Below are 21,283 nucleotides of genomic sequence, written 5' to 3'. Positions count from 1 at the left end.
GCCGGCTCCCGGCCCGAACCGCACTTGTGAATCCGAGAATATGAGAGCATTTCGGTTTAAATCCCAAAAAACACTCCCGGAAATCGCTGCACAAAAATTGGAATCCACACTATAATTGCATTTGCCAGGTAAACACAAAACACACGATGAGGTGGGTTTATGAATCAAACTGCTATGGCTGCCGTCAATCTTAAGGCAGTTTTGCGTACACTCGAGAAGCTCCCGGAGCTCGACCCCAAGTCGAAACAGCTCTTGGAACATGTCCCGCTGACCTTGCAATTCAAGGCAGCGAACGTCGGTTCTGTCCGGCTTAAGCTGGGCAACGGCAAAATTGAGTTCTTCCCCGGTGGAGGTCCGGCTGATATGAGCCTAGGCTTCCCCATGCCGAACATGGTCAACAAGATGTTCGAAGGCAAAGGGATTCCCGTACCGCTCAAGGGCTTCACGAAACTGAAGTACTTGACAGGTACGTTCACCGAGATTACCGACCGGTTGTCCTACTACTTGCGGCCGACCCCGCAGCTGCTACAGGACCCCGAGTTCGCGAGGATTAACTCCCTGCTGACTCTGCACGTGGCGGTCTATGCGATGGCTGAGATTGCCAACGAGGACCCCAAGGGCGTCCAGGTCGCCAAGGGAATGTGCGACGGCACTATCGGATTGAAGATTGAAAACGGTCCGGCTTTGACCATGGTCATCAATGACCATCACGCGCGCATCGTCGACGGCGATGAGTCCAAGGCCGCGGGTCCTCACGGACGTCATGCCTTTATGGTCTTTTCCGATTTGGATACGACCGGTCAGGTCCTGCGCGGCGAGCTCGCATCCTATCCCGCTATCGGTCGAGAGCTGATTAAGCTGGGCGGATACGTTCCCCTGTTGGACAACATGAACAAGATCCTCGGCATGGTGCCGTTCTACTTGAGCTAGAAAACGCGCGTGAGGAAGGACAAAACAAAATGATGAAAACTTACGAACACACCAAGAGCCACGAATGGTACGAGCGCGCGGTTGAGGTTATCCCCGGCGGCGTCTATGGGCACTTGGGGCCGGCGGAAGGCTGTTTCATGCCTATCAGCGCCTACCCCCTGTTTGCCTCGAAAGCACAGGGCGCCTACTTCTGGGACGTGGACGGCAACAAGTACGTTGATATGATGTGCGCCTACGGTCCGATGATTCTGGGATACAACGATCCCGATGTGGACAAAGCCGTAGCTGAGCAGGCCAAAATCCTGAACTGCGCGGTTCAGCCCGGCACTATCATGGTCGATTTGGCAGAGTTGATGGTGGATACGGTCGAAATGGCCGACTGGGCGTTCTTTGCCAAGAACGGCGGGGACGCTACGAACTACGCCTTGATGGTGGCGCGCGCCGCTACCGGACGGGACAAGTTCATCGCTATCAACGGCGGCTATCACGGCGTGATTGGGTGGACCCAAGGTTGGGGCGCCCCCGGCGTGGGCAAGAAAGAAGTCGAGGACAAACTGCTGGTGGATTGGGGCGACACCGCCGCGGTGGAACGTCTCGCGGCTGAATATAAGGGCGAGATTGCCGCCTTTATCGCCACCCCGTACCACCACCCGGTCTTTGAGGACAACGTCTTGCCGCCGGCTGGCTACTGGAACAAGATTCGTTCCATCTGCGACCGCGAAGGCATCGTCCTCATCGTTGACGATGTGCGCTGTGGCTGGCGTTTGGATATCAAGGGTTCCGATTACCACTACGGCTTCAAGGCCGATTTGGAGTGCTTCTGCAAGGCTATCGCCAACGGACACAACATCTCGGCTGTGACCGGCATCGAGTCACTCAAGGACGCCGCCGCCTCCGTGATGTGCACCGGTTCGTACTGGATGAGCGCTCCGCCGATGGCGGCCGCGATTGCTTGCATCACCAAGATGCGTGAAATCGACGCAGCCAAGATCTGCCACGACAACGGCGTGAAAGTCATCGAGCGCCTGACCGAAGTGGCAAAACATCACGGCTTCGACTACCACTTCAGCGGCGAGCCGGCTCTGCTGTTCCACCAAATCAGAGGTCTTGACGGCAAAGAGGACCCGAACCTGTTGCTGCATCAGGCTTACGTGGGTGAATGTGTGAAGCGTGGCGTGTTCATGACGAACCACCACAACCACTTCATGAACACGGCCTTGACCGACAAGGACATCGACTTCATCGCTGACGTAGCGGACGAAGCGATGGGCGTCGTTAAGAACAAGTCTCGTGAGATTCTGGCTCAAGCCTAAGAAAAGGAGGAAAGATGGCTTTATCAGCTAAAGAACACAAGGAACTCGAAGAAATCGCCAATCGGTTGCGTCTGCTCACTCTCGACACGGTGGTTTGGGCAGGTGGCGGTCACATCGGTGGCGCTATGAGCTCCATGGACGTACTCACCGTTCTGTATCATCACGAGATGAACTTCAGCGCAGACAAGATGGACGACCCGGATCGCGACCGTTTCGTACTGTCCAAGGGTCACATCGGCGTGGGTATGGGGCCGGTCCTCGCAGACTTGGGGTGCTTCCCCAAGGACTGGTTGCCGACCTATTCGCATATCCTCTCGCACCTAGGTATTCACCTGGACGCAGGCAAGGTACCCGGTCTGGAAGTTTCCACGGGTTCGCTGGGACACGGGTTGTCTCTGGCAGTGGGGATGGCACTCGGAGCACGTCAGCTCGGTAAGGAATGGCGCACCTACTGCCTCATGGGTGACGGTGAATGCAACGAGGGCTCCATCTGGGAAGCCGCTATGAGTGCCGGCCAGTTCAAGGTCGACAACCTGGTAGGCATCGTGGATGTCAACCACGCCATGATTGACGGCATGACCGCCGATGTCATGGGTCTGGAGCCTTTCGCGGACAAGTGGCGTGCTTTCAACTGGGAAGTCATTGAGGTCAAAGGTAACTCGATTCCCGATTTGGTAGACGCCTTTGATCGGGCACGCACCATCAAGGGTAAGCCCACCATGCTACTGATGGACACGGTGAAGGGCGAAGGTATCGACTTCATGGAAGGCGACTACACCTGGCACTACGGCGCTGTTGATGACGAAAAGCATGCCAAGGCGGTCGAATCTCTCAAGCGACACCTGCAGAAACGACTCGAGCTAGTGAAGGGAGCCTAAACATGGCTGGAGGATTAACTTACACTTCGATTGACGCGGTTAATCTGACCACCGCGGAAGTATACGGTCAGACCCTGGTGCAACTGGGCCAGCAGGATCCCACTATCGTGGGGCTTTCGGCTGACTTGGCGAAATCCACCAAGATTTCCGTGTTTGCCAAAGAGTTCCCCGAGCGGTTCTATAACGTGGGCATAGCGGAACAGAATATGTTCGGTATCTCTGCCGGTCTGGCAAAAGCGGGGCTGATGCCGTTCGTCTCCACGTTCGGGGCGTTCGCGGCTCTGCGTGCTTGCGAACAAATCCGCACCGATATCTGCTACCAAAATCTCAATGTGAAGATTATCGGTACCCACTCAGGGTTGTCCTTCGGTGCGGCCGGCACGACCCACCACGTCACCGAGGACATCGCGATTCTGCGTAGTTTCGCAAACCTGGTGGTCATGTGTCCGGCTGACGGTCTGGAGGCCGCCTACTGCGTACAGGCTGCCTACGACCATGTTGGACCGGTATATCTGCGTCTGAACCGCGGCTTTGACCAGATTGTCTACCGTGACGAGATTCCCACTTTCGAGTTCGGCAAGGCCAACACCCTGCGCGAAGGTACGGACCTCACGTTCATCGCGACCGGCTCCGGCGTGTGGCGTGCCTTGCAGGCTGCCGATATCCTCGCCAAAGAGGACGGTCTGAGCGTGCGCGTGCTGGACATCCACACCTTGAAGCCGATTGATGAGGAGGCCATCGCCAAGGCGATTACCGAAACTCGGCGTATCATCACCGTTGAGGACCACAACATCATCAACGGCCTGGGGACCGCAGTGGCCGATGTCGGCGCCACTACCCGCAAGGGCTTCGTATTGAAGAAGCTCGGTATCCCCGACGAATTCTCGGTTATCGGCCAGCCTGAGGACCTGTACTCCCACTATGGCTGGGACGAAAACGGCTGTGTGGCCGCCGCTCGTGAAGTCATGCACATGGACTTCGAGGAGGACGACGACTGGGAAGACGAGTTCTAAGGTAGCGCGCAATGACTAAAGAAACGAAACAAAGCTCCGCCCCGCCTCAGGCAACTCAGCCCGATAAGGCGTGCGGGGAATCTTGTGAAAAGAAAACGAAAGCCAAGCCGTTCCCGATGGGCCCCAATCCCAGCATTGACGACGAAGTTCGGTACGCCAACGTGGTGTTCCTCAACGCGGTCATTCCGCTGTTGAAGCCGATTATCGCCGAAAAGCCGGAGTTGGCGGCCGCTTTCAAGGGCAAGGATGGCGTGGTTCAGATTTCTTGTCTGACCCCGGCGGGCACGTCGATAGACGGACGCCCGGAGCGTTACGCTACGCACCTGATCATTCACGGTGCGAACGTCACGCCGAAGCTGGGCGCTCACCCGCTGCCGAATGTGGAAATCGAGTTCCCCTCCCCCGAGAAGTTCAACGACTTCTTTAAAGGCAAGGTGAACCTGCCCAAGATTCGCGGAGGGCTGGGCAATCCCGGGCTCTTGGTTGCAACCGTGAAGTCCCTGCTGGCCATGTCCAGCTTGCTGGGAGCGACGGAAGCGCCCAAGACCGAGGGCGACCGGAAACTGCTGACGAAGTGTATGTTCTACCTGCTCACCACCGGAATGAGCCAGCTGAATAAGGCGGGGCATCCCGGTGTGCACGCGTGGACGGATCCTTCGCCAGACCGCGTCTATGCGTACGCTGTGGACGGGCATCCCGAACTCGGTGCGTATATTCGCGTCAAAGCCGGGAAGTCAAAGGCATTTCGTGGAGAATACACGCGCAGCGCCGCGTTCTTTACGATGCGTTTCGACTCGGTGACCTCCGCTTTGGGAACCTTGCTGCAGACAGATGACCTTCTGGACGCGCAGGCATCGGGACGTATGTCAATGGAGGGTTCTCCCGAATACGGTGCCGAACTCGGTGCTCTGATGATGGCGGTGGGTGACTATGCGAAGTAAAGCAGCCAAAACAGTCAGTTGCAAGCGGCGTTTCATGAAGGCAACCTGCCGGAAAGCAACCAAGCTCGGCGTGCTGGTGGCTCTGGGCTACGGCGCCAAGTTGGCTGTCGACAACGCGCTGGAGCTGAAAAAACTGGGCAAGGAAGAGTTCCTGGAACGCAAGCAGCGGGAATGCCGCAACAAGATGTCTAGCGCCGGTATCAACTGGGGTCTGGGCCATGTGGGCGTGACTGTGGCGAACTTCGAGCGTGCCGTCCAATGGTATGACCGGGTGTTCGGTCTGAAGCTGATGAACTACCTGGAAATCACCGGCGATGATTTGAAGCCTGTCGAGCGGTTGTACCACGTGGAGGGCATCAAGCGAGTCCGTCTGGGATTCATGTGTTCCCGTTCCGGTAACATCCTGGAAGTGTTCGAGTTCGATCCGCCCATAGTGACGGAGGAACGCGAAACTTGGAACCGTCCCGGATACTCCCACATCGCTTTCCACGTGTCGAACGTGCCTGGCTGGGTGAACCGCCTGCGCCGCGAAGGCGTGGAGTTCATGAATGAGCCGATTTCTGCGGGAGGCGCCGACTGGGCTTTCTTCCGCGACCCGGACGGGAACCTCGTCGAGCTCATCGACCTCCACGCGGCTCGTCTCGGTTTGGGCCGCCTAGGCGCGCTCATCGGTACCGTGATGAAGTACACCATGATGAAAGGGTTCTACCGCAAGGTTTGAACGCCATTTGAAAGCAAACTGAGCGAAGACGATTTCGGTCTGATTTAGCCCAGTTTTGAAAGCAAAATTATTTCGGGGCAGAGCCGGCGCTCTGCCCCGAAATTTTTGTCTCATTTCAGCTCTGTCTCATTTATTAATCCTAGAATTAATTGCATAATTGAGGTGTTGAGGGAGAGAAAATGAACATTGATACCGCCACTTTGGTGCCGATTTCAGAAGCGAACCAAAACTTTTCCAAGGTCGCCAGACTGGTTGACCAACACGGGAGCGCTGTCATTATGAAGAATAACGAGCCGCGTTACGTCATCATTGAGTTCAACCGGCTGGACACGCCTCAAGAAGCTGCCGACTCCGAGGTCTTGGCAGCTTCGAAGCAAATCATGGAGCGCAATCGCCACGTGTACGAAGAGCTAGCCAAATGAAAATCCTTTCAAAAGCTCAATTCCTGGCCCTGCATGAGCACCTTGTTTCAGAGAGCGGCGGGACGCCGGGCCTACGGGACGAAGGGCTTTTGGATTCTGCTTTGACTGCTCCTTTTCAAACATTTGAAGGGGCGGAACTCTATCCATCTGTTGTCGAGAAAGCGGCTCGCCTGGGCTACGGACTGATTGCAAACCACGCTTTCCAAGACAGCAACAAACGCATCGGCACCCACGCAATGCTAGTTTTCCTTGCTCTAAACGGAATTGAGCTGAAATACAACGATGATGACTTGATTGCTATCATCCTCGACATAGCGGCGGGTAGCGCCGACTACCCCACCCTGCTGGAGTGGGTGCAGGCTCACCTTAAATAGTCACATTTCGCCTGTGATGGAGCGTAAAGCGTTGATGTGACCGAAATAAGCGCGCCTGCCCGCTGGGGTGAAAGATACCCAGGTGCGCGGTCGCCCGATGGTTTCGGGGCGTTTTTCCATGTGGATGTACCCCGCATCAGCCAACAGCTTGAGCTGCTTGCTCATCAGTTGGGTTGTGATTCCGACACTGTGTTCCAGTTCCGCGAACTCGATTTCAGCTACCGCCGCCAGGGCTGCGCAGATTCTGAGGCGATTCGGAGAGTGAATCAGCTCGTCGAAAGCCGCCGCCACGTTTTCGGACTCGCGCTCGGTGTGTGGTTTTTCACGGTTTTTCACGGTTTTTTTCATTCACAAGTCTCCCGCGTCAGCTTTCGGGGACTTCTGGGGTTGACGGGTTCACAAGGTTGCGCCGCGCGGCACGCTGCGCTCGGTCGCGAGCGTCAATTTCACGAAGTCTGCGGTCAATCTCTCGCTGAGCTGAGTCCCAGATTGCCTCGGACTCGGTGAAATCAAAGGCTCGCGCCCGAATTCTGCGACGATACCAGCGCAGGATTGCTATCCCGCATACCAGGTGAAACAACGCCGTTAGCACCAATGCCAACGCCATAACCAGCAACTCGTGACCCTGCAACTCGTGAGAGAAAACCTGGTGAAACTGAGGAAAGAAGATCCACGGAAAGGTGAGTGTTCCCTTCATCAACAGACGCTCATCTTGCCCCAGTCCGGTTCGCGTCAACCTGGGCCACGCCAGCCAAAAGACTACCATCCACGCTACTGCGAGACCTGCCACGGTCACCAGTAGGCTCGACCATTTGCCGGGCACTAAAAGGGGTAGCGAGATTGCCAGCGCGGGCAACACCGCATAAACCGCCAGCCACCACTTCGGAAACCGTTCTACGCTGATGACCCGATCCATGACTGCATCAACTTCAGCCAGCATCCGCTGAGCTTCCTCCGCGCTTAGAGAGCTCGCGGTTTCCTTGGGATTATCTGATTCCATTGCTTTTCCCGTCTCGCTAGGTGTCTCAGGTTGTGCCAGGCGCCTAATTCGAGCCGGAACTACACCCGTCACAAAGTTAGTTGCCGATATGGCAACTATAGCAGGTTGGTTGCCAAATTGGCAAGCAACTAATTGCGTCTAGTCTGCGGGCGCTTGGAGATGGCATTCACAAAGGGCAGTTCGCTTTATGACAGCCGCAAGCCTTTGGAGCCGCGCGGCGGCCAGGGGAATACACGATTTACGCGAGCTGCGTATCTGGCGTACTGAGCACCGAACTTCTCCTGCAACCAGCGTTCTTCGGTGTATTCCAGCAAAATACTTAACGCCAGCCAATAACCAAACGGTAGGACCATCAACCACCAGTTTGCTTGCAAAATCAGAAAACCGGTGTTGAGCAGGAAGAAAGCTGTGTAGACAGGATGACGCACCCAAGCGTAGATTCCAGTGGTCATCAATTGACCGGTTTTGACGCTTTCTACCATGTGCGAGCCAAACACGGCTAAGCACCACACCGTTATAGCCTCCACCATCAAAACAATACCAATCAGAATCAAAAGTTTTCGGATCCATAAGTTATCGATAATTCCGATTCTCAGCCATCCTAAATATTTGAAAATGGTTGCGAAAATCGTGACGGCGAAAATTCCAGAAACGTAAAAAGGCCCTACCCCAAGCACGGGCAAATGGGAAGGGGATGTCTTGCTCACAAATACATTTTTGCATACCTCAACCCGGCAAATGAATTCGCAACAGCGAGGGCAAGCCGCACCGGGACATAGGACTCTTTGCCCACCTAATTTCCGCTACGATGCCAGAAAGCCTTTCCTGCGTTTCGCTAGTTTTAGCACTGCGTTTTGACAGAAAGGCCTGGTGAAACGGGTACGAAGACAGTGTAATAATCGAAACTCACTAAATTGACGACTAGAAATCAAATAAATTGACGACTGAAACTACGATAAATTGACGACTCGCGCTCATGACCAGGAAAAACGTGACAGAAAAGTACCCCCACCCATTTAAAGAAATTCAACGAACGGTACGTCCCCGGCGCAGATAACCCGCCGGTATTGCTTGTCGTCACCGCGGGGAAACTTAGCTACACGCGCGACGACGGGGTGCACGTCGTTGCGTGCGGCAACCTCGGAGCCTAGAGCGAACCAGGCAGCGGGATGCGTTTACCTTCCCACACGAATCAGGGCAACTGAGGTGGTCCAGGTTTTCTTCTGCTTCTTTTACGGCTGTCGGCAAGCAGACTAGGTGTTGATTTCTTGGGTAATGGTTTCGTCTGGTGTTGCGTAGCTCAGACATTGGTGTAGGCGGTGGTTGTTTTACCCGTACTCCCAGTTCAGCGTTGCCCACCCGACCTCCCTCTGCGGCGGACTCCGGGCTATATGCAGATTATTATGCAGCTACAAAGCGTTACTGACCGGCTGACTGAAAGCCTTGAGGTCTTCCCAGGAATCTGCGCGGGCAGTGTCATTTTCGTAGGCGATTAAGTATCCCCACTTTTGATCCGCGTAGGCGTCCTCGGCAATCAAACGCCGCACTAATGATTCTGCGGCTTTACGTTTGGCTTGCACCTGCTCATCATCGCGGCCACGCTCTGATTTTCCTTCGATAATCCAGTAGACGCCATCACTGTCGCGCGCAACAAAGTCTGGGAAATAACGATCTTTAGAGTTGTAGTACACAAAAGCCCCATCTTGCGGGTGTAAACGATGCCACCACTTGATCCCTGACGAAATATTAAGCAGTCTGGCTAGTACGTATTCGCCAGTGTAGGAGTCGAAGGACTCCTCAGCGAAAAGAGACTTGAACCAGCCCCCATAAACCCGTCCCCGCACGAACTGCTCACGGCTGTCAATTTGGTCATGAACTTTTTCTCCCAGCGGCAACGTATATCCCGAGCCGGGCAGGGTTTTAGGGTGAACAGTGGAAACTTCGCGGGTGGCGCGCAGTGTTTCCGTTATATATTTTTGCACCAGCTTGGATAACTCATCGCGTGCAGAGGCAAGCGATTTCACCGTCCAGCCCCTGAAAGTCACGCTTTTCATAAACGTTGGAACCAGCAACTTATATACGTAACGAACGCTCTGCTTGGTCTTGGGAACAAGCGGCATATTCATCACGAGTTTGGTAAGGGCATCTCGCGCGTCTTCATCATCGATGCGAATCGAGTCAACCTCGGCACTTTCACGATCCTCTGCACGCAGTTTCTTTCCTAACGCAGCAATGATTTCTTTACGCAGCAATACTTCGCCGGTAGAGGTGACGCGGCGAGCCGCCTGCTCAACATCGGTATCACTAATCTCTGATAGCTCGATAGGTGGCTGGTGAACGTCAATCGTTGTCACCGGGAACTGGTAACTAACCTCAGTAAACTCAGGGTTACGCTCAATCGCAACTGGCTCCCACTCCGGGGCGGCATCTACCCCAGATTCACCAATAGTACGAACTCCCAGCCCTGGAAGTCCCTGCCCCAGATTCCCCGGTTCACTCACCGACACAGTACCCATTTCACCGGGAAATACACCTGTAGCATCCCCAAAGTGGAATTGCCTAGCACCAGTTTCCACTCCTCCAGCAGACTGGTTAGAGCTATCAGCACTAGCGTCGGCAGGATTAGCAGAGATTTCGCTACCGGCTGTTTCGATAGCCTCGCGCACTTTAGTGTTATCTTGGCTGGCTACCGCTTCTTCCAAACCAAACTGCTGCAACACATTCTCGGCAGCCAGCAACTCGCTAAAAGACTGGTGGGCGATAATATCCAACTGGTCAATCTGCCCCACCCCCGTATACTTCCCGAACGGCAAACGCAGCCCGCGCCCCATAGTCTGCTGGGTTAAAACCTCCGAAGCCATCGCCCGCAGCGTTACCACCACGGCAATATTCTTAACATCCCAACCCTCTTTAAGCTTATTGACACTAACCACCGCTAACACCGGTGAATAAGGACGATCCAACTCATCGAGCAGGCGCTGAGTTGCTTCGTCCTCATGCTTAGAATCCACCTGTAACACCGCTTCGGCTTTGCCCAAGTATTCCGGGGTACGCAGTAGATTAGCAACCTGGGTAGCATGTTCCACGTCAGCACACACCACGAACGCCACGGCATTTACACGCTGACGATTTTGACTGCTCGCATACGTGTCGTAGTAGGCCTGCTTAATATCGCGAAGCTGTAAAGCATCCCTCAGCTGCTGCTCCTCTGATGCTTCATCCTCACCGTAGCCATTCTTACGGAATGCCAACACCGGAGCCTTCACATACTTATCCTGGATTGCGCGGTACAACGGATACTCGAAAATAACGTGATCTGTTTTCTTATCCACCGAGGCAGTCAAACCAATAGCCGCCGCCGGATCCAGCTCTTTAAGTGCTGCGTTAAACGCCACCGCGCTCGCACCATATAGATGCGACTCATCAGCAATCACCACCAGGTCCTCAAGGTTCTTGAGGTAATCGAACAGTACCCCTGCATTCTCGTCAAAACGCCGCGGCTTACGACGCATCGCATCCTGGGTGCCATCGCGAGTATCTCCGTCCTCAGATTTAGGAGCAATCAACTGCTGAATATTGAAAATGAACGCCAGCAAAGACACCTCGCTACCATACGCTAGTTGCGCCGGACCATTCTGGCGCGCCACCCACGCCGAATAATCCTGAGGCGTAACCACCTGCGGTGGTACAGCAGAACCGGCGATATAACGCGGTGACCCGTTTGTAAAGTTTTGCACGGTCTTAGCTTGAACTGTTTTTCCAGGGGTAACAATCATGACATTGCCGACACCCTGGCGGCGCAAATACTCAACGAATGCCGCCATCAGATAGGTTTTTCCGACCCCGGTCGCCAGATTCATCACCTGCATCACTGCCGGGTCATAATCCCCATCGAGGGTAAAAACCAACTTGCGCAGCGCCTCCTTATTAGGAGTCCGCAAATCAAACTCGGAGCTAATCGCCTCCAGCATGTCTGAATCAAAACTGAGATTAAGCCGGTTAGCCATTAACGCTCACCACCTTCACTATAAGGAAAAACATCATCAGGCAACGCAACCACCCGCGAACCCTTCACCGCTTTCCGTAGATGCTGACGCACCCCATCCATCACGCTGGTTGCAGCCAGCACAATCGTTTCACCCGGCTGTAGCTGGGAGACGAGCCAATCAACAACCTCAACCGTGGCCACGCCCTCAACCACCCGCAACAGGGCATTTCCACGTTGGGCATCAAAAATATAGTCATCATCTGGATGCAAAAGGGTGAATCCCAGATTGGCAGCCACCGATTCGATAAGTACTTGCCCGGTTGCCGCCGGGGTCAATATCACTCGCCCTAACTGCGGGTCATAGTCAAAACAAGCCGGCGACAAATGCGCCACCTGAAAACCTCCCCCGCCGCGCCAATTTATGACCTCCTTGGTGCGCTGGGTTTTTGCTGCCTCCTTCAACGCTTTTATGCGGGGGTCCGTTTTTGCCGCTGGATCATCGGCTATCAGTTTGTTGAGGACACTCGTAAACTTCGCGGCATCATCGGGACTCACCCCCTCCGGTAGTTCCACCCCATCAGCAGGCACCCGATTACCCTTAGTTCTGGTAACACCACCAGGATCAGTATCGTTGACGACTTTCTCTAAACGCGGACGAGTAAACTGCTTAAAAGTATCCTCTACCAGCTCACACGTCACCCAACGCCGCCCCATCTTCTGCGCCACCGCAGCAGTCGTCCCAGAACCCGCAAACACATCAAGAACAATGTCACCAGGATTCGAAGCAATATGAATAATGCGCTCAATAAGCCTTTCTGGTTTAGGGGTCGAGAACGCTGCCTGCCCCGGAAAAAGGGCTTTCATCTCAGATTTCGCTTCACGATTGTGACCGACTTGGTCATTAGGCCACCAAGACCGGGCAGGCTGGCCAGAGGGCGGTGGGTATGCCTTTCGCCCGAAACCTCGCTCCTTTACGAAAAACTCCGGCCATGCACCCTCCTGGATGCGCTTCTCTGCCGTGTTTCGTGACTCTTCTAGGCGTTTCGGGTCGATGAGCATGTCTGGGACATTCTGCCGGAGCTGGCTTTTCGTGAGATTGCTGCGCTCAAGCCGATTCTCTAGGTCTGGATCAGCGAAGATATAGTAACCGAATTCTGAAAGCGAACGAATAATTCGTGAAGCTTCGAAAGTCCAGTGCCGGCCAATGGCAGGAAAGTGAATTTCGCCAGAAATTGGATGCTGAATGCCAAATACACTTGGATGCTGTTTCTTGCCACTCAGGTTTCCGGGTGCCGTAAGGTCAGCCGACCACCAAATTCCCCGAGAATCGCCGTCAGGATTACTGAAGCGGGCATTGTCAGCTGCTGTCCTCGGCATCCTGTGGAATTGAGTCGCGTCGCTGGATGCGTAGCAAAGAATCACATCTTGATCCACCGAAACACGTTGAGCGTCACCGCGTGGCGAGTCCGCTTTCTGCCACACGAACTCGGCAATGAAATTAGTCCCACCGAAAACCTCATCCAGCAGAAGCCGCATGCGGTGGTTCTCGGCGTAGTCAAGATGCACCCAGATCGAGCCATCGTCGGATAGCAGTTTCTTCATGTGCAGCAAGCGGTCGCGCATCATAGTCAGCCACACGGAGTGTTCCAGGTTGTCCTCGTAATTAGCGAAAGTCTGCGCGGTGTTAAATGGCGGATCAATATAGATTAGCTTCACTTTGCCCACATATTTTTCAGCCAGCTCTGGCACCCGGGTAAGCGCCTCCAAAACGTCCCCGCTCTCCCCCAAAATCAGCAGGTTATCGTCTTGTGGTTCCAGGTCGGCACGCTCAGAATACTCAAAGTCCTCACTCTTGGGAGTTTGCTTACCCTGAACATATTCGTCGTAAATCAGGGTGTGGGTTTCGCAGTAACGCGGATCAGCGGGATCAACCCAGGTATAACCATATTTGCCGGTTTCGGTAGGAATCAGAGCCTTGTCCTTGTTGTACCAAGTCAGTTGCAGGCGTTGTTGCGACATCTAGTTGACCTCTCCTTTCGGCGATGCTGGAGTCACGTCACAGATACCAGTAATTTTACCGCCACGAGCAAGGCATATTTCCGAAACGTGCCGGATTGGATGTTAACCCCTAGACTAAGTTAACTTCCTCAGCCGGAGTCGATGCCGCAGCGACAGCGATTGACGACCTCATCGCCCTCAACTCACGCCAACCACTCGACCAAGATGAATACCAAACTCGGTTCAATGCCATAGCTGAGCAGCACACACGGCTACTTGCCGAGCATAAAGAAATCGCTGACCAAATCAACGACCGGCAAACCCGCCGCCGCGCCTACGAACACTACAAGAAACAACTAACCCAGCTAGGGAAAGAAACCGAAATCGAATACAGCCCATTTCGCTGGCACACGCTCCTAGACCACGCTGAAGTAGAGACTGACGACACAATCACCTATGTGTTCAGAGACGGCACTCGCAAAACTGTGCAGATCTAGCGACACCAAAACACGCGCTGAAAAATGTCGGAGCAGTTTCGTATCCTAGAAGTATGAGTTTCACAGCTACTGTCTTGAGAGTTGCTATTGCTTCACCCTCTGATGTTCAAGATGCCCGCAATGCCGTTGAGAAAGCGCTGCATGATTGGAATGCCGCGAATTCCGCTACCAAGAGGGTCGTCCTACTTCCGTGGCGTTGGGAGACTTCATCCGTTCCGATGCTCGGCGGCCATCCGCAAGAACTCATCAACAAGCAAGGTATAGATTCAGCCGATATTCTCATCGGGATCTTCGGTAGCAGGCTGGGCGCGCCAACTCCAGATGCCGTTTCCGGTACCGTTGAAGAAATTGAACGTGCAGCATCAAGCGAGAAACCAGTTCATCTTTACTTCTCAACGGCTCCATTGCCGAATGACGTTGATACCCGCCAAATTGATGGACTGCGCGAGTTTAGGAGTGAAATTCAACAGCGTGGCCTCTACGGGGAATTTGCGACGCCCGAACAGCTCGGCCATGAAATATGGAAAGCAGTTGGGTATGACGTAGATTCTCTCGAAGCCGAACCCGTGAAAGAGTCGGCCCAAGATTTGGGCGTGGTTCTCAAAGTGCAGTCTCGTGAAGAACGCGAAGCAAAGGGACTCGATAATAAGGGAAAAATGCAATACAGCACCAAACATTGGTACGAAGTTACAAATGTCGGTGATGTTAAGGCAACCAATATGAAATTCTCGATGTCCGAAGACACTCAAGGCGTTGTCCTGATTGCGCCTGAGAATCCAATTACTCTCCAACCAGGCACAACGTGGAAAATCAACGTTATTTATACGTTGGGCATGAACCAGCCCCGCCTGGTCGTTTCGTGGGATGAGGATGGCGAACAGAAAGAAGAGACTTTCGACGTCCAATAGAATTCTCGGATCCCCCGTAACCCGAAAACTACCCCCTACGCTGCGAGCGCGTAGGTTGTGCCAATTTGTATCCATTCCGCTCGGGAAGTTTCGTAAACCCGGTTTACGCGATTCTTGCCCAACACCGTGATGCGGGCGATCAGCTCGGCGACACACTGGGGGGTAAAGAACTCACCGCCGGATTTTCCCGCCGAAGAGGCATACATGGTCATCAGATACTCGTAGGCATCGCCGAAGGTGTCGATGTTCGTGTCCCGATAGCCGCCCAGTTCCAAGTCGCCGATGGCGTCGAGCAGCTTCGTGAGTTTCTCGTTACGCTGGGCAATCGTGTTGCCGAGCTTGGCGCTGTTCGTGTCGATATCAGCAAACAGACCCTTCATGTCGTCCTCGGAGCTGGTGCCCACCGCCGAAGCTTCGATGTTTTGAAACACCCGCGCCAGCGTTTCATTGAGATTCTGGTCGTGCGGGGCGTGTTCGCGCACGTTAGAAAACAAATCTGAGGGGCGGATAAAGAACCCGAGGGTGTTTACCAGGTATTTGCTCTGAACCTCAGCCTCGTCGTCTGGCAGCAGGGAGTAGTCAAAGTCCGGGCTGCCAGCCTCAGCTTGAACTTGCTTCACAAAAGCAACGATGTGCTCGGAAATGAAACGATAGAACAGCATTCCCAGCACGTAGGCTTTGAAATCCCATCCGTCCACGCTGCCGCGCAGGTCGTTGGCGACCCGCCAAATTGTACGGTGTAAATTGGCGCGCTCGTCTGTTGGTGACACAAATTCCTCCTGTTTATTTGAGGATACCCAAATCTACCTAACAACCGCAGCCTAATGATGCGCTTTTGAAGCAAATCTAGGCTCGTCACACGAAAATTTCGCTCCTCCGACTTAGCGCCGCGACCACTGCAAACGGCCTGGATTACCCCTTCACGGAGCCGGCCATCATGCCGCCGACGAAGTACTTGCCCAACGCGATGTAGACCAGGAGCGTCGGGACGGAGGCAATCAAGGCGCCCGCCATGGAACCGCCGTAGTCAGCCATGATTGAGCCGTGTGCCAGTTCGTTCAGGGACAGGGTCACCGGACCGCGCTGGGAACCGCCGCCAAAGAACAGGGCAAACAGGAAGTCGTTCCACGCGGAAGTAAACTGCCAAATCAGCACCACCACGAAAGACGGAATGGAAATCGGCAACACCACATTAAAGTACGTGCGCAACATTCCCGCCCCATCGATACGCGCAGCCTCGATGAGATCTCGCGGCACGCTCTCGTAATAGTTACGGAAAATCAGGGTCGTAATCGGGATGCCATAGATGATGTGCATCAAAATCAGGGTGTGAATCCCGAAACCAATCTGGGACGCCACCACCATGCGCATCATAGGAATCATGACAGCCTGGTAAGGAATGAACATGCCAAACAAAATCAGGGTGAACACCACGTTCGCTCCGGGGAACCGCCAGCGGGACAGGACGAAACCGTTAGCGGAACCGAGCATAGCCGAGATAATCGAGGACGGAATGACCAACATCAGCGAGCGCAGCAGCCCACCCTGCAGCTGTTCCCAGGCCCGAGCCCAGTTGTCGGTGTTCCATTCAGCAGGCAGATACCAAGTCCGGGACGGGTCGGCCTCCCCCGCCCCTTTGAAAGACGTAATCAACAGCACGTAAACCGGCATGAGGACCATAGCGAGGAAGAAAATCAGGAGCACGTAGCGAATAATCTTGCCGACGCTGACCCCGCCACGCTTCTTCCCTACCGAACCATTGGAGTTGACCTTTTTTGTCGTAATCGCGGCAGCACCCGCGTCGATTGTAGCGGCGGAACTCATCGGTTGGCCTCCTTCGCATCGTGAATCAAGTAGGGCACCACCAGCAGCGCCACAATCACCAACAGAACCGTGCCAACCGCGGCCGCGTTCGAGTAATCCGAAACCGTCATGAAGTTATACATATCGATGGCCGGAACCTTGGTCTGGTAGAACGTCTGGTCCGCCACAGCCATAATCAAGTCGAAAGACTTCAGCGACATATGCCCGATGATGATGACCGCGCTGAGCGCTACGGGCGCGAGCTGCGGAAAGATGATGTAGCGGTACAGCTGCCATTCGTTCGCGCCGTCCACGCGTCCGGCTTCCCGCAAGTCGTCAGGCACCCCGCGGAATCCTGCCAGGAACAGGGCCATCACGTAGCCCGAGAGCTGCCACACGGCGGGAATCCCCACCGCCAGCACCCCGAAGGTGGGGTTGGCAATCCAGTCGTTTTGCAGCCCGCCCAGGCCGACCATCTGGAGTAAACGGTTCAAACCGGAGGCGTTCTCATCTTGAGCGGAGTTCAGCATCCAGCGCCACACCACGCCGGAGGCGATGAACGATACCGCCATCGGGAACAGGAAAACGGAACGGAAGATCCCTTCGCCTTTAATGGGTTTATCCAACAGCCACGCCCAGACGAACCCAAAGAACAGCGTACCCACCAGGAACATTACCGTGAACATCAGCAGGTTAATTAAGGAATGCTGGAAATCCTTGTCCGCAAATAACGCCGCGAAGTTTGCAAACCCCACAAAGTTAACCGGTTGCACCCCCGAAACTTGCGGCGCGGAGTGGTTGTCCTGCAGGGACGTTACCAAGTTAGACCCCAACAAGCCGTAAACAAAAACAGCCACGAGGATGATAGATGGCGACACCAGTAACAGCCCGGGTCCCCACTGCTTAATGCCGTTTGAACTGCGTGCTCGTTTGCGCTTCATCGGTGCCCTAGCCTTTTCAGGTGCCTTGACGGCGGCGTTGCCTGACATTTTTGTCCCCTAAATTATGGTCGATGTGGTTGAGATTTTGGGGTTCGCATCGGTGTGCACCAGGTTCTCCGCTCACCTCTGCCGACTGCACAAGGTCGGTTGATGCGCCCCAGTTCAGCCTTACGCCGGCGGGTTTTTACGATTTTGAAAAACCCGCCGGCGTAAAGACTTGCCTGTTTGAGGGCTACTTCATAGCAGCTGCTGCAGCCAGCTCACTTTGGAGAGCGGCAACGTCCTTGCTGGAGTTGAACTTGCCCAGAGCGCTCTTCATCTTTTCGGTGGCCGCCAGGGGCAGAGCCGCACCGTGAGCGATAGAAGAAACGATGGTGTCCTTGCCGAAGGATTCCATTGCGGAACGCTGGTAATCCGAGAACTTAGACAGTTCATCGGCGGTCAGGTCGGAACGAGCCGGGATAGAGCCCTTGACCGAGTTGAAAGCAATCTGGCCTTCCTTGGAGGAAATGGTATTCAACCAAGCCTTCGTGCCATCGGGGTGCTTCGCGCCCACCGGCAGGGTGAAGGAGTCAGCCAGGAAGTCGAACACGCCGTTGCTGCCCGGAACCGGGAAGGTCACGTAGTCCTTATCCCATGCCATCTTGGCGTTCTCCCAAGCCGGAGGAGCCCAGTCGCCCATCACGTTGTAGGCAGACTTGCCTTCGATGACCGGTTTCATGGCAGGTTCCCAGTCCTCTGAGAGCAGGGACGGATCGGCGTAGGTCAGAATCTTGGCGTAATCATCCAAAGCAGCCTTGACTTCCGGGCCACTCCAATCAGTCTTGCCATTCATCAAGCCGTTGTAAGCATCGGTACCCAAGTCCGAAATCAGGACGGTTTCCAGCAATTGCAGCTGAGTCCAAGTGGCGCCGACCGTAATCGGGTACTGCACACCGGCAGCCTTGAGCTTCTCCATATCAGCAATCCAGCCCTTGATATCTGTCGGCGGAGCCTTGGGATCCAAGCCGGCCTTTTGCATGACCTCAACATTGGCCCACACTACGTTTGCGCGGTGAATGTTAGAGGGGACGGAGTAGATCTTGCCATCCACAGTCAGGAGGTCTACCAGGTCAGCTGGGAAGGCGTCACGTAGCTTGAACTCGTCGTACAAGCCAGAAACGTCCTCCAGGTATCCCGCGGCAATATCCGAGGAAAGCTCGGCGCCAGCGTGAGCCTGATAGGTGTCTGGCGGGTTCTTTGCCGCCAGGTCAGCAGCCAGCTTCTGCTTTGCGTTGGTGCCGCCACCACCGGATTCGGACTGCTTAATCAGTTCCACATCCGGGTGCTGTTCCGCAAAGACTTCCTTTAAGGCATCGAAACCTTGTTTCTCTGAGCCTTGCTCCCACCAGGTCACGACACCCACTTGAGAGGCACTGCCAGCGGCGTCGCCACCGTCTTTACCAGCGTCAGAAGCCGAAGAGCAGGCTGTCATAGTTAGACCGAGGGCCAGAGCGCCCGCAGCCGCAATGAGCTTTCGCATTGAAACTCCAATCAGTTAACTTCATTGTCGTTATCCCCAGAGGGCATCTTCACCCGTCAGGGACAAGTAACATTCTCTCATATATTCCGTCAGGTCTCGATGGAAAATGGCCGCAACATTACGTTTTCACCTTCAGGACCCAACACGACTAGGGTATTTTGTAAATATTTTGTCAATCCTATGGTTTCCCGCAGGCTGTGTCGCGTCAGCAGTCCGCACCGTCCTAAAGCAACAGGGTGCGCCACCCACCGCTTTGACATATGGAAACGCACACAATGCCGTGAGCCTTCTGTAATATATTTTGAGGTCCTTGCGACCTCTCGATAGTGAAGCCCGGAAAGGATCCCTGTGAACACCCCATACCCCCGTCCAAAGTGGCTGGATAACGCGGTTTTCTATGAAATTTATCCCCAGAGTTTTCAGGATTCCAATGGGGACGGCATCGGGGATATTCCGGGCATTATTTCCCGGCTGGACTATCTCAAAGAGTTGGGGGTCGACGCGCTGTGGCTCAATCCCCTGTTTGATTCGCCTTTCAAGGACGCCGGATACGATGTGCGCGACTACAAGCTGGTTGCTCCCCGCTACGGCACCAACGAGGACCTGGTGAGGCTTTTCGACCAGGCACATGCCCGCGGGATTCGCGTGCTGTTGGATCTGGTACCCGGCCACACTTCTGAAGAACACGCCTGGTTCAAATCCGGCGCCCGCCCCGAACCCAACGAGTTTTCGGACCGCTACGTGTGGACCGACTCCTGGATTGCCGGGGGCGACGGCTATCCCTTTATTGGCGGGGAAACGGAACGCGATGGAACCTATATCCTCAACTTTTTCAAATGCCAACCGGCGTTGAACTACGGTTGGGCTCACCCAAAATATCCCTGGCAAGACCCGGCTTTAGGTCCCTCGGCCCGGAAGACCTGTGACGCAATGGTGGACGTCATGCGTTTCTGGCTCTCTGCCGGCGCCGATGGATTCCGGGTAGACATGGCAAACTCCCTGGTGAAACACGATGACGAGGGCAAACCGTACACCATCAAGACCTGGCACTATATGTTTGACCAGATTCGCCCCGAGTTCCCTGAAGCCGCGTTTGTCGCCGAATGGGGGGTGCCCAACGAAGCGGTCCAGGCCGGGTTTGACATGGACTTTTACCTGGATTGGCGATGGGACAATCACCCGAACGGCTACAACATCCTGCTACGCAACACGAACACCCCGTATGTGCGGGAAAACGACCTGAGCTACTTCAACGCGGACGCCCCCACCGACATCTGTGGATTCCTGGAGCAATACGACCCGCAGCTGCGCGCCGCCGAGAAAGCCGGAGCCTTTTTCAGCCTCATCACCTGTAATCACGATACTTGGCGGGTAGCGCCCCGACTGACCGAACGCGAACTCGGCTTGGCGTGGGCGACGATACTGACCCTGCCCGGAGTTCCGTTTATCTATTACGGAGATGAGATTGGCCTGCGCCACCAGTTGCTGCCCACCAAAGAGGGCGGTTACGTGCGTACCGGCGCCCGCACCCCAATGCAGTGGGATAGCGGCGACAACCTGGGATTTTCCACGGCTGCCCCCGCGGACCTCTATCTGCCGGTCGATACCAGCGCGGACGCCCCCACTGTGGCGGCGCAACAGGCCCAACCAGATTCTTTGTGGCACACGGTGGCACGCGTGCTGGAATGCAAGCGGGAACTCCCGGCTTTGGCAGCTGACAGCGCTTTCACGGTCCTCAGCGCCGAGCCGAACCAGCGTTTATTTGTTTTCAAGAGGGAAAATGCCGCGCAAGACCTGATTGTGGCGGTCAATCCGGCGCACGCTAACGCCGAATATGATTTGGCACAAGCGCGCCCGGTGCGTTTTAGTATCGGTTCGGCTCGATTGGCGGGAACCACGCTGCAGCTGGGACCCCAAAGTTTCGCGATTCTGTAACGCGCCCCTTGTCCCCCGGCTTTCTGGGGCACCGTATTCTGAGTTGTGGTTAAACCAGTTTGGGAGCCAGAATCTGGCTCCCAAACTGAGAAATCTTGG

General features: G+C 54.9%; 18 protein-coding genes and 1 pseudogene. 10 read left to right on the top strand and 9 right to left on the bottom strand.

All coding sequences use genetic code 11. The features are described 5' to 3' along the window. The first annotated feature begins 159 nt into the window (after positions 1–159). From Q0V70_RS01195 to Q0V70_RS01160, 8 genes are all read left to right on the top strand, one after another. The gene (locus tag Q0V70_RS01195; protein ID WP_297587424.1) at positions 160–930 is read left to right on the top strand and encodes a hypothetical protein; all 771 of its coding nucleotides are present in this window, start codon (positions 160–162) and stop codon (positions 928–930) included. A gap of 29 nt (positions 931–959) precedes the next feature. Next, entirely contained in the window at positions 960–2,243 is a 1,284-nt protein-coding gene (locus Q0V70_RS01190; RefSeq protein WP_297587422.1) for an aminotransferase class III-fold pyridoxal phosphate-dependent enzyme, read from the top strand. 14 nt (positions 2,244–2,257) lie between these two features. Then, positions 2,258–3,121: a transketolase gene (locus Q0V70_RS01185; RefSeq protein ID WP_297587420.1), complete on the top strand. Its 864-nt coding sequence runs from the start codon at positions 2,258–2,260 to the stop codon at positions 3,119–3,121. A 2-nt stretch (positions 3,122–3,123) separates the two neighbouring features. Further along, complete coding sequence (locus Q0V70_RS01180; RefSeq protein WP_282922010.1) at positions 3,124–4,134, top strand: transketolase family protein; 1,011 nt, start codon at positions 3,124–3,126, stop codon at positions 4,132–4,134. 11 nt (positions 4,135–4,145) lie between these two features. Then, on the top strand, positions 4,146–5,075 hold the full coding sequence (locus Q0V70_RS01175; RefSeq protein WP_297587417.1) for a hypothetical protein: 930 nt from the start codon (positions 4,146–4,148) through the stop codon (positions 5,073–5,075). Further along, positions 5,065–5,796 (top strand): VOC family protein, encoded by a 732-nt coding sequence (locus Q0V70_RS01170; protein ID WP_297587414.1) that lies wholly within the window; start codon positions 5,065–5,067, stop codon positions 5,794–5,796. The genes Q0V70_RS01175 and Q0V70_RS01170 overlap by 11 nt, the downstream gene beginning before the upstream one ends. 179 nt (positions 5,797–5,975) lie before the next feature. Beyond that, complete coding sequence (locus Q0V70_RS01165) at positions 5,976–6,218, top strand: type II toxin-antitoxin system Phd/YefM family antitoxin (protein ID WP_282922013.1); 243 nt, start codon at positions 5,976–5,978, stop codon at positions 6,216–6,218. Continuing rightward, a complete protein-coding gene (locus Q0V70_RS01160) occupies positions 6,215–6,592 on the top strand; it encodes a type II toxin-antitoxin system death-on-curing family toxin (protein ID WP_297587412.1) in 378 nt (125 codons plus the stop codon). The genes Q0V70_RS01165 and Q0V70_RS01160 overlap by 4 nt, the downstream gene beginning before the upstream one ends. Here Q0V70_RS01160 and Q0V70_RS01155 read toward each other — a convergent pair whose 3' ends face one another. The 5 genes from Q0V70_RS01155 to Q0V70_RS01135 all read right to left on the bottom strand — a co-directional run bounded on the left by Q0V70_RS01155 (position 6,593) and on the right by Q0V70_RS01135 (position 13,599). Further along, positions 6,593–6,940 carry a transcriptional regulator gene (locus Q0V70_RS01155; RefSeq protein WP_297587409.1) on the bottom strand — a complete coding sequence of 116 codons (348 nt, stop codon included), beginning with the start codon at positions 6,938–6,940 and terminating at the stop codon, positions 6,593–6,595. Between the two features lie 16 nt (positions 6,941–6,956). Next, positions 6,957–7,592, bottom strand: a complete 636-nt coding sequence (locus tag Q0V70_RS01150; RefSeq protein ID WP_282922015.1) for a hypothetical protein — start codon at positions 7,590–7,592, stop codon at positions 6,957–6,959. A 185-nt stretch (positions 7,593–7,777) separates the two neighbouring features. Further along, on the bottom strand, positions 7,778–8,299 hold the full coding sequence (locus Q0V70_RS01145) for an isoprenylcysteine carboxylmethyltransferase family protein (RefSeq protein WP_282922016.1): 522 nt from the start codon (positions 8,297–8,299) through the stop codon (positions 7,778–7,780). A gap of 702 nt (positions 8,300–9,001) precedes the next feature. Further along, positions 9,002–11,599 (bottom strand): DEAD/DEAH box helicase, encoded by a 2,598-nt coding sequence (locus Q0V70_RS01140; RefSeq protein ID WP_282922017.1) that lies wholly within the window; start codon positions 11,597–11,599, stop codon positions 9,002–9,004. Next, a complete protein-coding gene (locus Q0V70_RS01135) occupies positions 11,599–13,599 on the bottom strand; it encodes a site-specific DNA-methyltransferase (RefSeq protein WP_282922018.1) in 2,001 nt (666 codons plus the stop codon). The genes Q0V70_RS01140 and Q0V70_RS01135 overlap by 1 nt, the downstream gene beginning before the upstream one ends. A 529-nt stretch (positions 13,600–14,128) precedes the next feature. On the opposite strand from Q0V70_RS01135, the gene Q0V70_RS01130 reads away from it, so the two are divergent. Next, positions 14,129–14,983 (top strand): DUF4062 domain-containing protein, encoded by an 855-nt coding sequence (locus tag Q0V70_RS01130; protein ID WP_282922019.1) that lies wholly within the window; start codon positions 14,129–14,131, stop codon positions 14,981–14,983. A gap of 89 nt (positions 14,984–15,072) precedes the next feature. On the opposite strand, the pseudogene Q0V70_RS01125 reads toward Q0V70_RS01130, so the two are convergent. From Q0V70_RS01125 to Q0V70_RS01110, 4 genes and pseudogenes are all read right to left on the bottom strand, one after another. Beyond that, positions 15,073–15,753: pseudogene (locus tag Q0V70_RS01125) on the bottom strand (type I restriction-modification system subunit M); the annotation flags it as partial. 142 nt (positions 15,754–15,895) lie between these two features. After that, on the bottom strand, positions 15,896–16,807 hold the full coding sequence (locus Q0V70_RS01120; protein ID WP_282922020.1) for a carbohydrate ABC transporter permease: 912 nt from the start codon (positions 16,805–16,807) through the stop codon (positions 15,896–15,898). Further along, the gene (locus Q0V70_RS01115; RefSeq protein WP_282922021.1) at positions 16,804–17,775 is read right to left on the bottom strand and encodes a carbohydrate ABC transporter permease; all 972 of its coding nucleotides are present in this window, start codon (positions 17,773–17,775) and stop codon (positions 16,804–16,806) included. The genes Q0V70_RS01120 and Q0V70_RS01115 overlap by 4 nt, the downstream gene beginning before the upstream one ends. A gap of 184 nt (positions 17,776–17,959) precedes the next feature. Further along, entirely contained in the window at positions 17,960–19,249 is a 1,290-nt protein-coding gene (locus Q0V70_RS01110; RefSeq protein WP_282922022.1) for an ABC transporter substrate-binding protein, read from the bottom strand. Positions 19,250–19,597: 348 nt separating this feature from the next. Between Q0V70_RS01110 and Q0V70_RS01105 the strand changes: the two genes are divergently transcribed. Further along, positions 19,598–21,184: an alpha-amylase family glycosyl hydrolase gene (locus Q0V70_RS01105; protein WP_297587402.1), complete on the top strand. Its 1,587-nt coding sequence runs from the start codon at positions 19,598–19,600 to the stop codon at positions 21,182–21,184. Positions 21,185–21,283: the final 99 nt, after the last annotated feature.

It is taken from the genome of uncultured Mobiluncus sp. (genome assembly GCF_947087965.1).
Lineage (GTDB): Bacteria > Actinomycetota > Actinomycetes > Actinomycetales > Actinomycetaceae > Mobiluncus.
The sequence above is the reverse complement of the archived record's forward strand: the minus strand, read 5'-3'. Positions and strand labels throughout refer to the sequence as shown.

Excerpts from the sequence above, each read along its gene's own strand:
- Q0V70_RS01195 (WP_297587424.1), top strand. The coding sequence starts at position 160 with ATGAATCAAACTGCTATGGCTGCCGTCAATCTTAAGGCAGTTTTGCGT.
- Q0V70_RS01190 (WP_297587422.1), top strand. The coding sequence starts at position 960 with ATGATGAAAACTTACGAACACACCAAGAGCCACGAATGGTACGAGCGC.
- Q0V70_RS01185 (WP_297587420.1), top strand. The coding sequence starts at position 2,258 with ATGGCTTTATCAGCTAAAGAACACAAGGAACTCGAAGAAATCGCCAAT.
- Q0V70_RS01180 (WP_282922010.1), top strand. The coding sequence starts at position 3,124 with ATGGCTGGAGGATTAACTTACACTTCGATTGACGCGGTTAATCTGACC.
- Q0V70_RS01175 (WP_297587417.1), top strand. The coding sequence starts at position 4,146 with ATGACTAAAGAAACGAAACAAAGCTCCGCCCCGCCTCAGGCAACTCAG.
- Q0V70_RS01170 (WP_297587414.1), top strand. The coding sequence starts at position 5,065 with ATGCGAAGTAAAGCAGCCAAAACAGTCAGTTGCAAGCGGCGTTTCATG.
- Q0V70_RS01165 (WP_282922013.1), top strand. The coding sequence starts at position 5,976 with ATGAACATTGATACCGCCACTTTGGTGCCGATTTCAGAAGCGAACCAA.
- Q0V70_RS01160 (WP_297587412.1), top strand. The coding sequence starts at position 6,215 with ATGAAAATCCTTTCAAAAGCTCAATTCCTGGCCCTGCATGAGCACCTT.
- Q0V70_RS01155 (WP_297587409.1), bottom strand. The coding sequence starts at position 6,940 with ATGAAAAAAACCGTGAAAAACCGTGAAAAACCACACACCGAGCGCGAG.
- Q0V70_RS01150 (WP_282922015.1), bottom strand. The coding sequence starts at position 7,592 with ATGGAATCAGATAATCCCAAGGAAACCGCGAGCTCTCTAAGCGCGGAG.
- Q0V70_RS01140 (WP_282922017.1), bottom strand. The coding sequence starts at position 11,599 with ATGGCTAACCGGCTTAATCTCAGTTTTGATTCAGACATGCTGGAGGCG.
- Q0V70_RS01135 (WP_282922018.1), bottom strand. The coding sequence starts at position 13,599 with ATGTCGCAACAACGCCTGCAACTGACTTGGTACAACAAGGACAAGGCT.
- Q0V70_RS01130 (WP_282922019.1), top strand. The coding sequence starts at position 14,129 with ATGAGTTTCACAGCTACTGTCTTGAGAGTTGCTATTGCTTCACCCTCT.
- Q0V70_RS01120 (WP_282922020.1), bottom strand. The coding sequence starts at position 16,807 with ATGAGTTCCGCCGCTACAATCGACGCGGGTGCTGCCGCGATTACGACA.
- Q0V70_RS01115 (WP_282922021.1), bottom strand. The coding sequence starts at position 17,775 with ATGTCAGGCAACGCCGCCGTCAAGGCACCTGAAAAGGCTAGGGCACCG.
- Q0V70_RS01110 (WP_282922022.1), bottom strand. The coding sequence starts at position 19,249 with ATGCGAAAGCTCATTGCGGCTGCGGGCGCTCTGGCCCTCGGTCTAACT.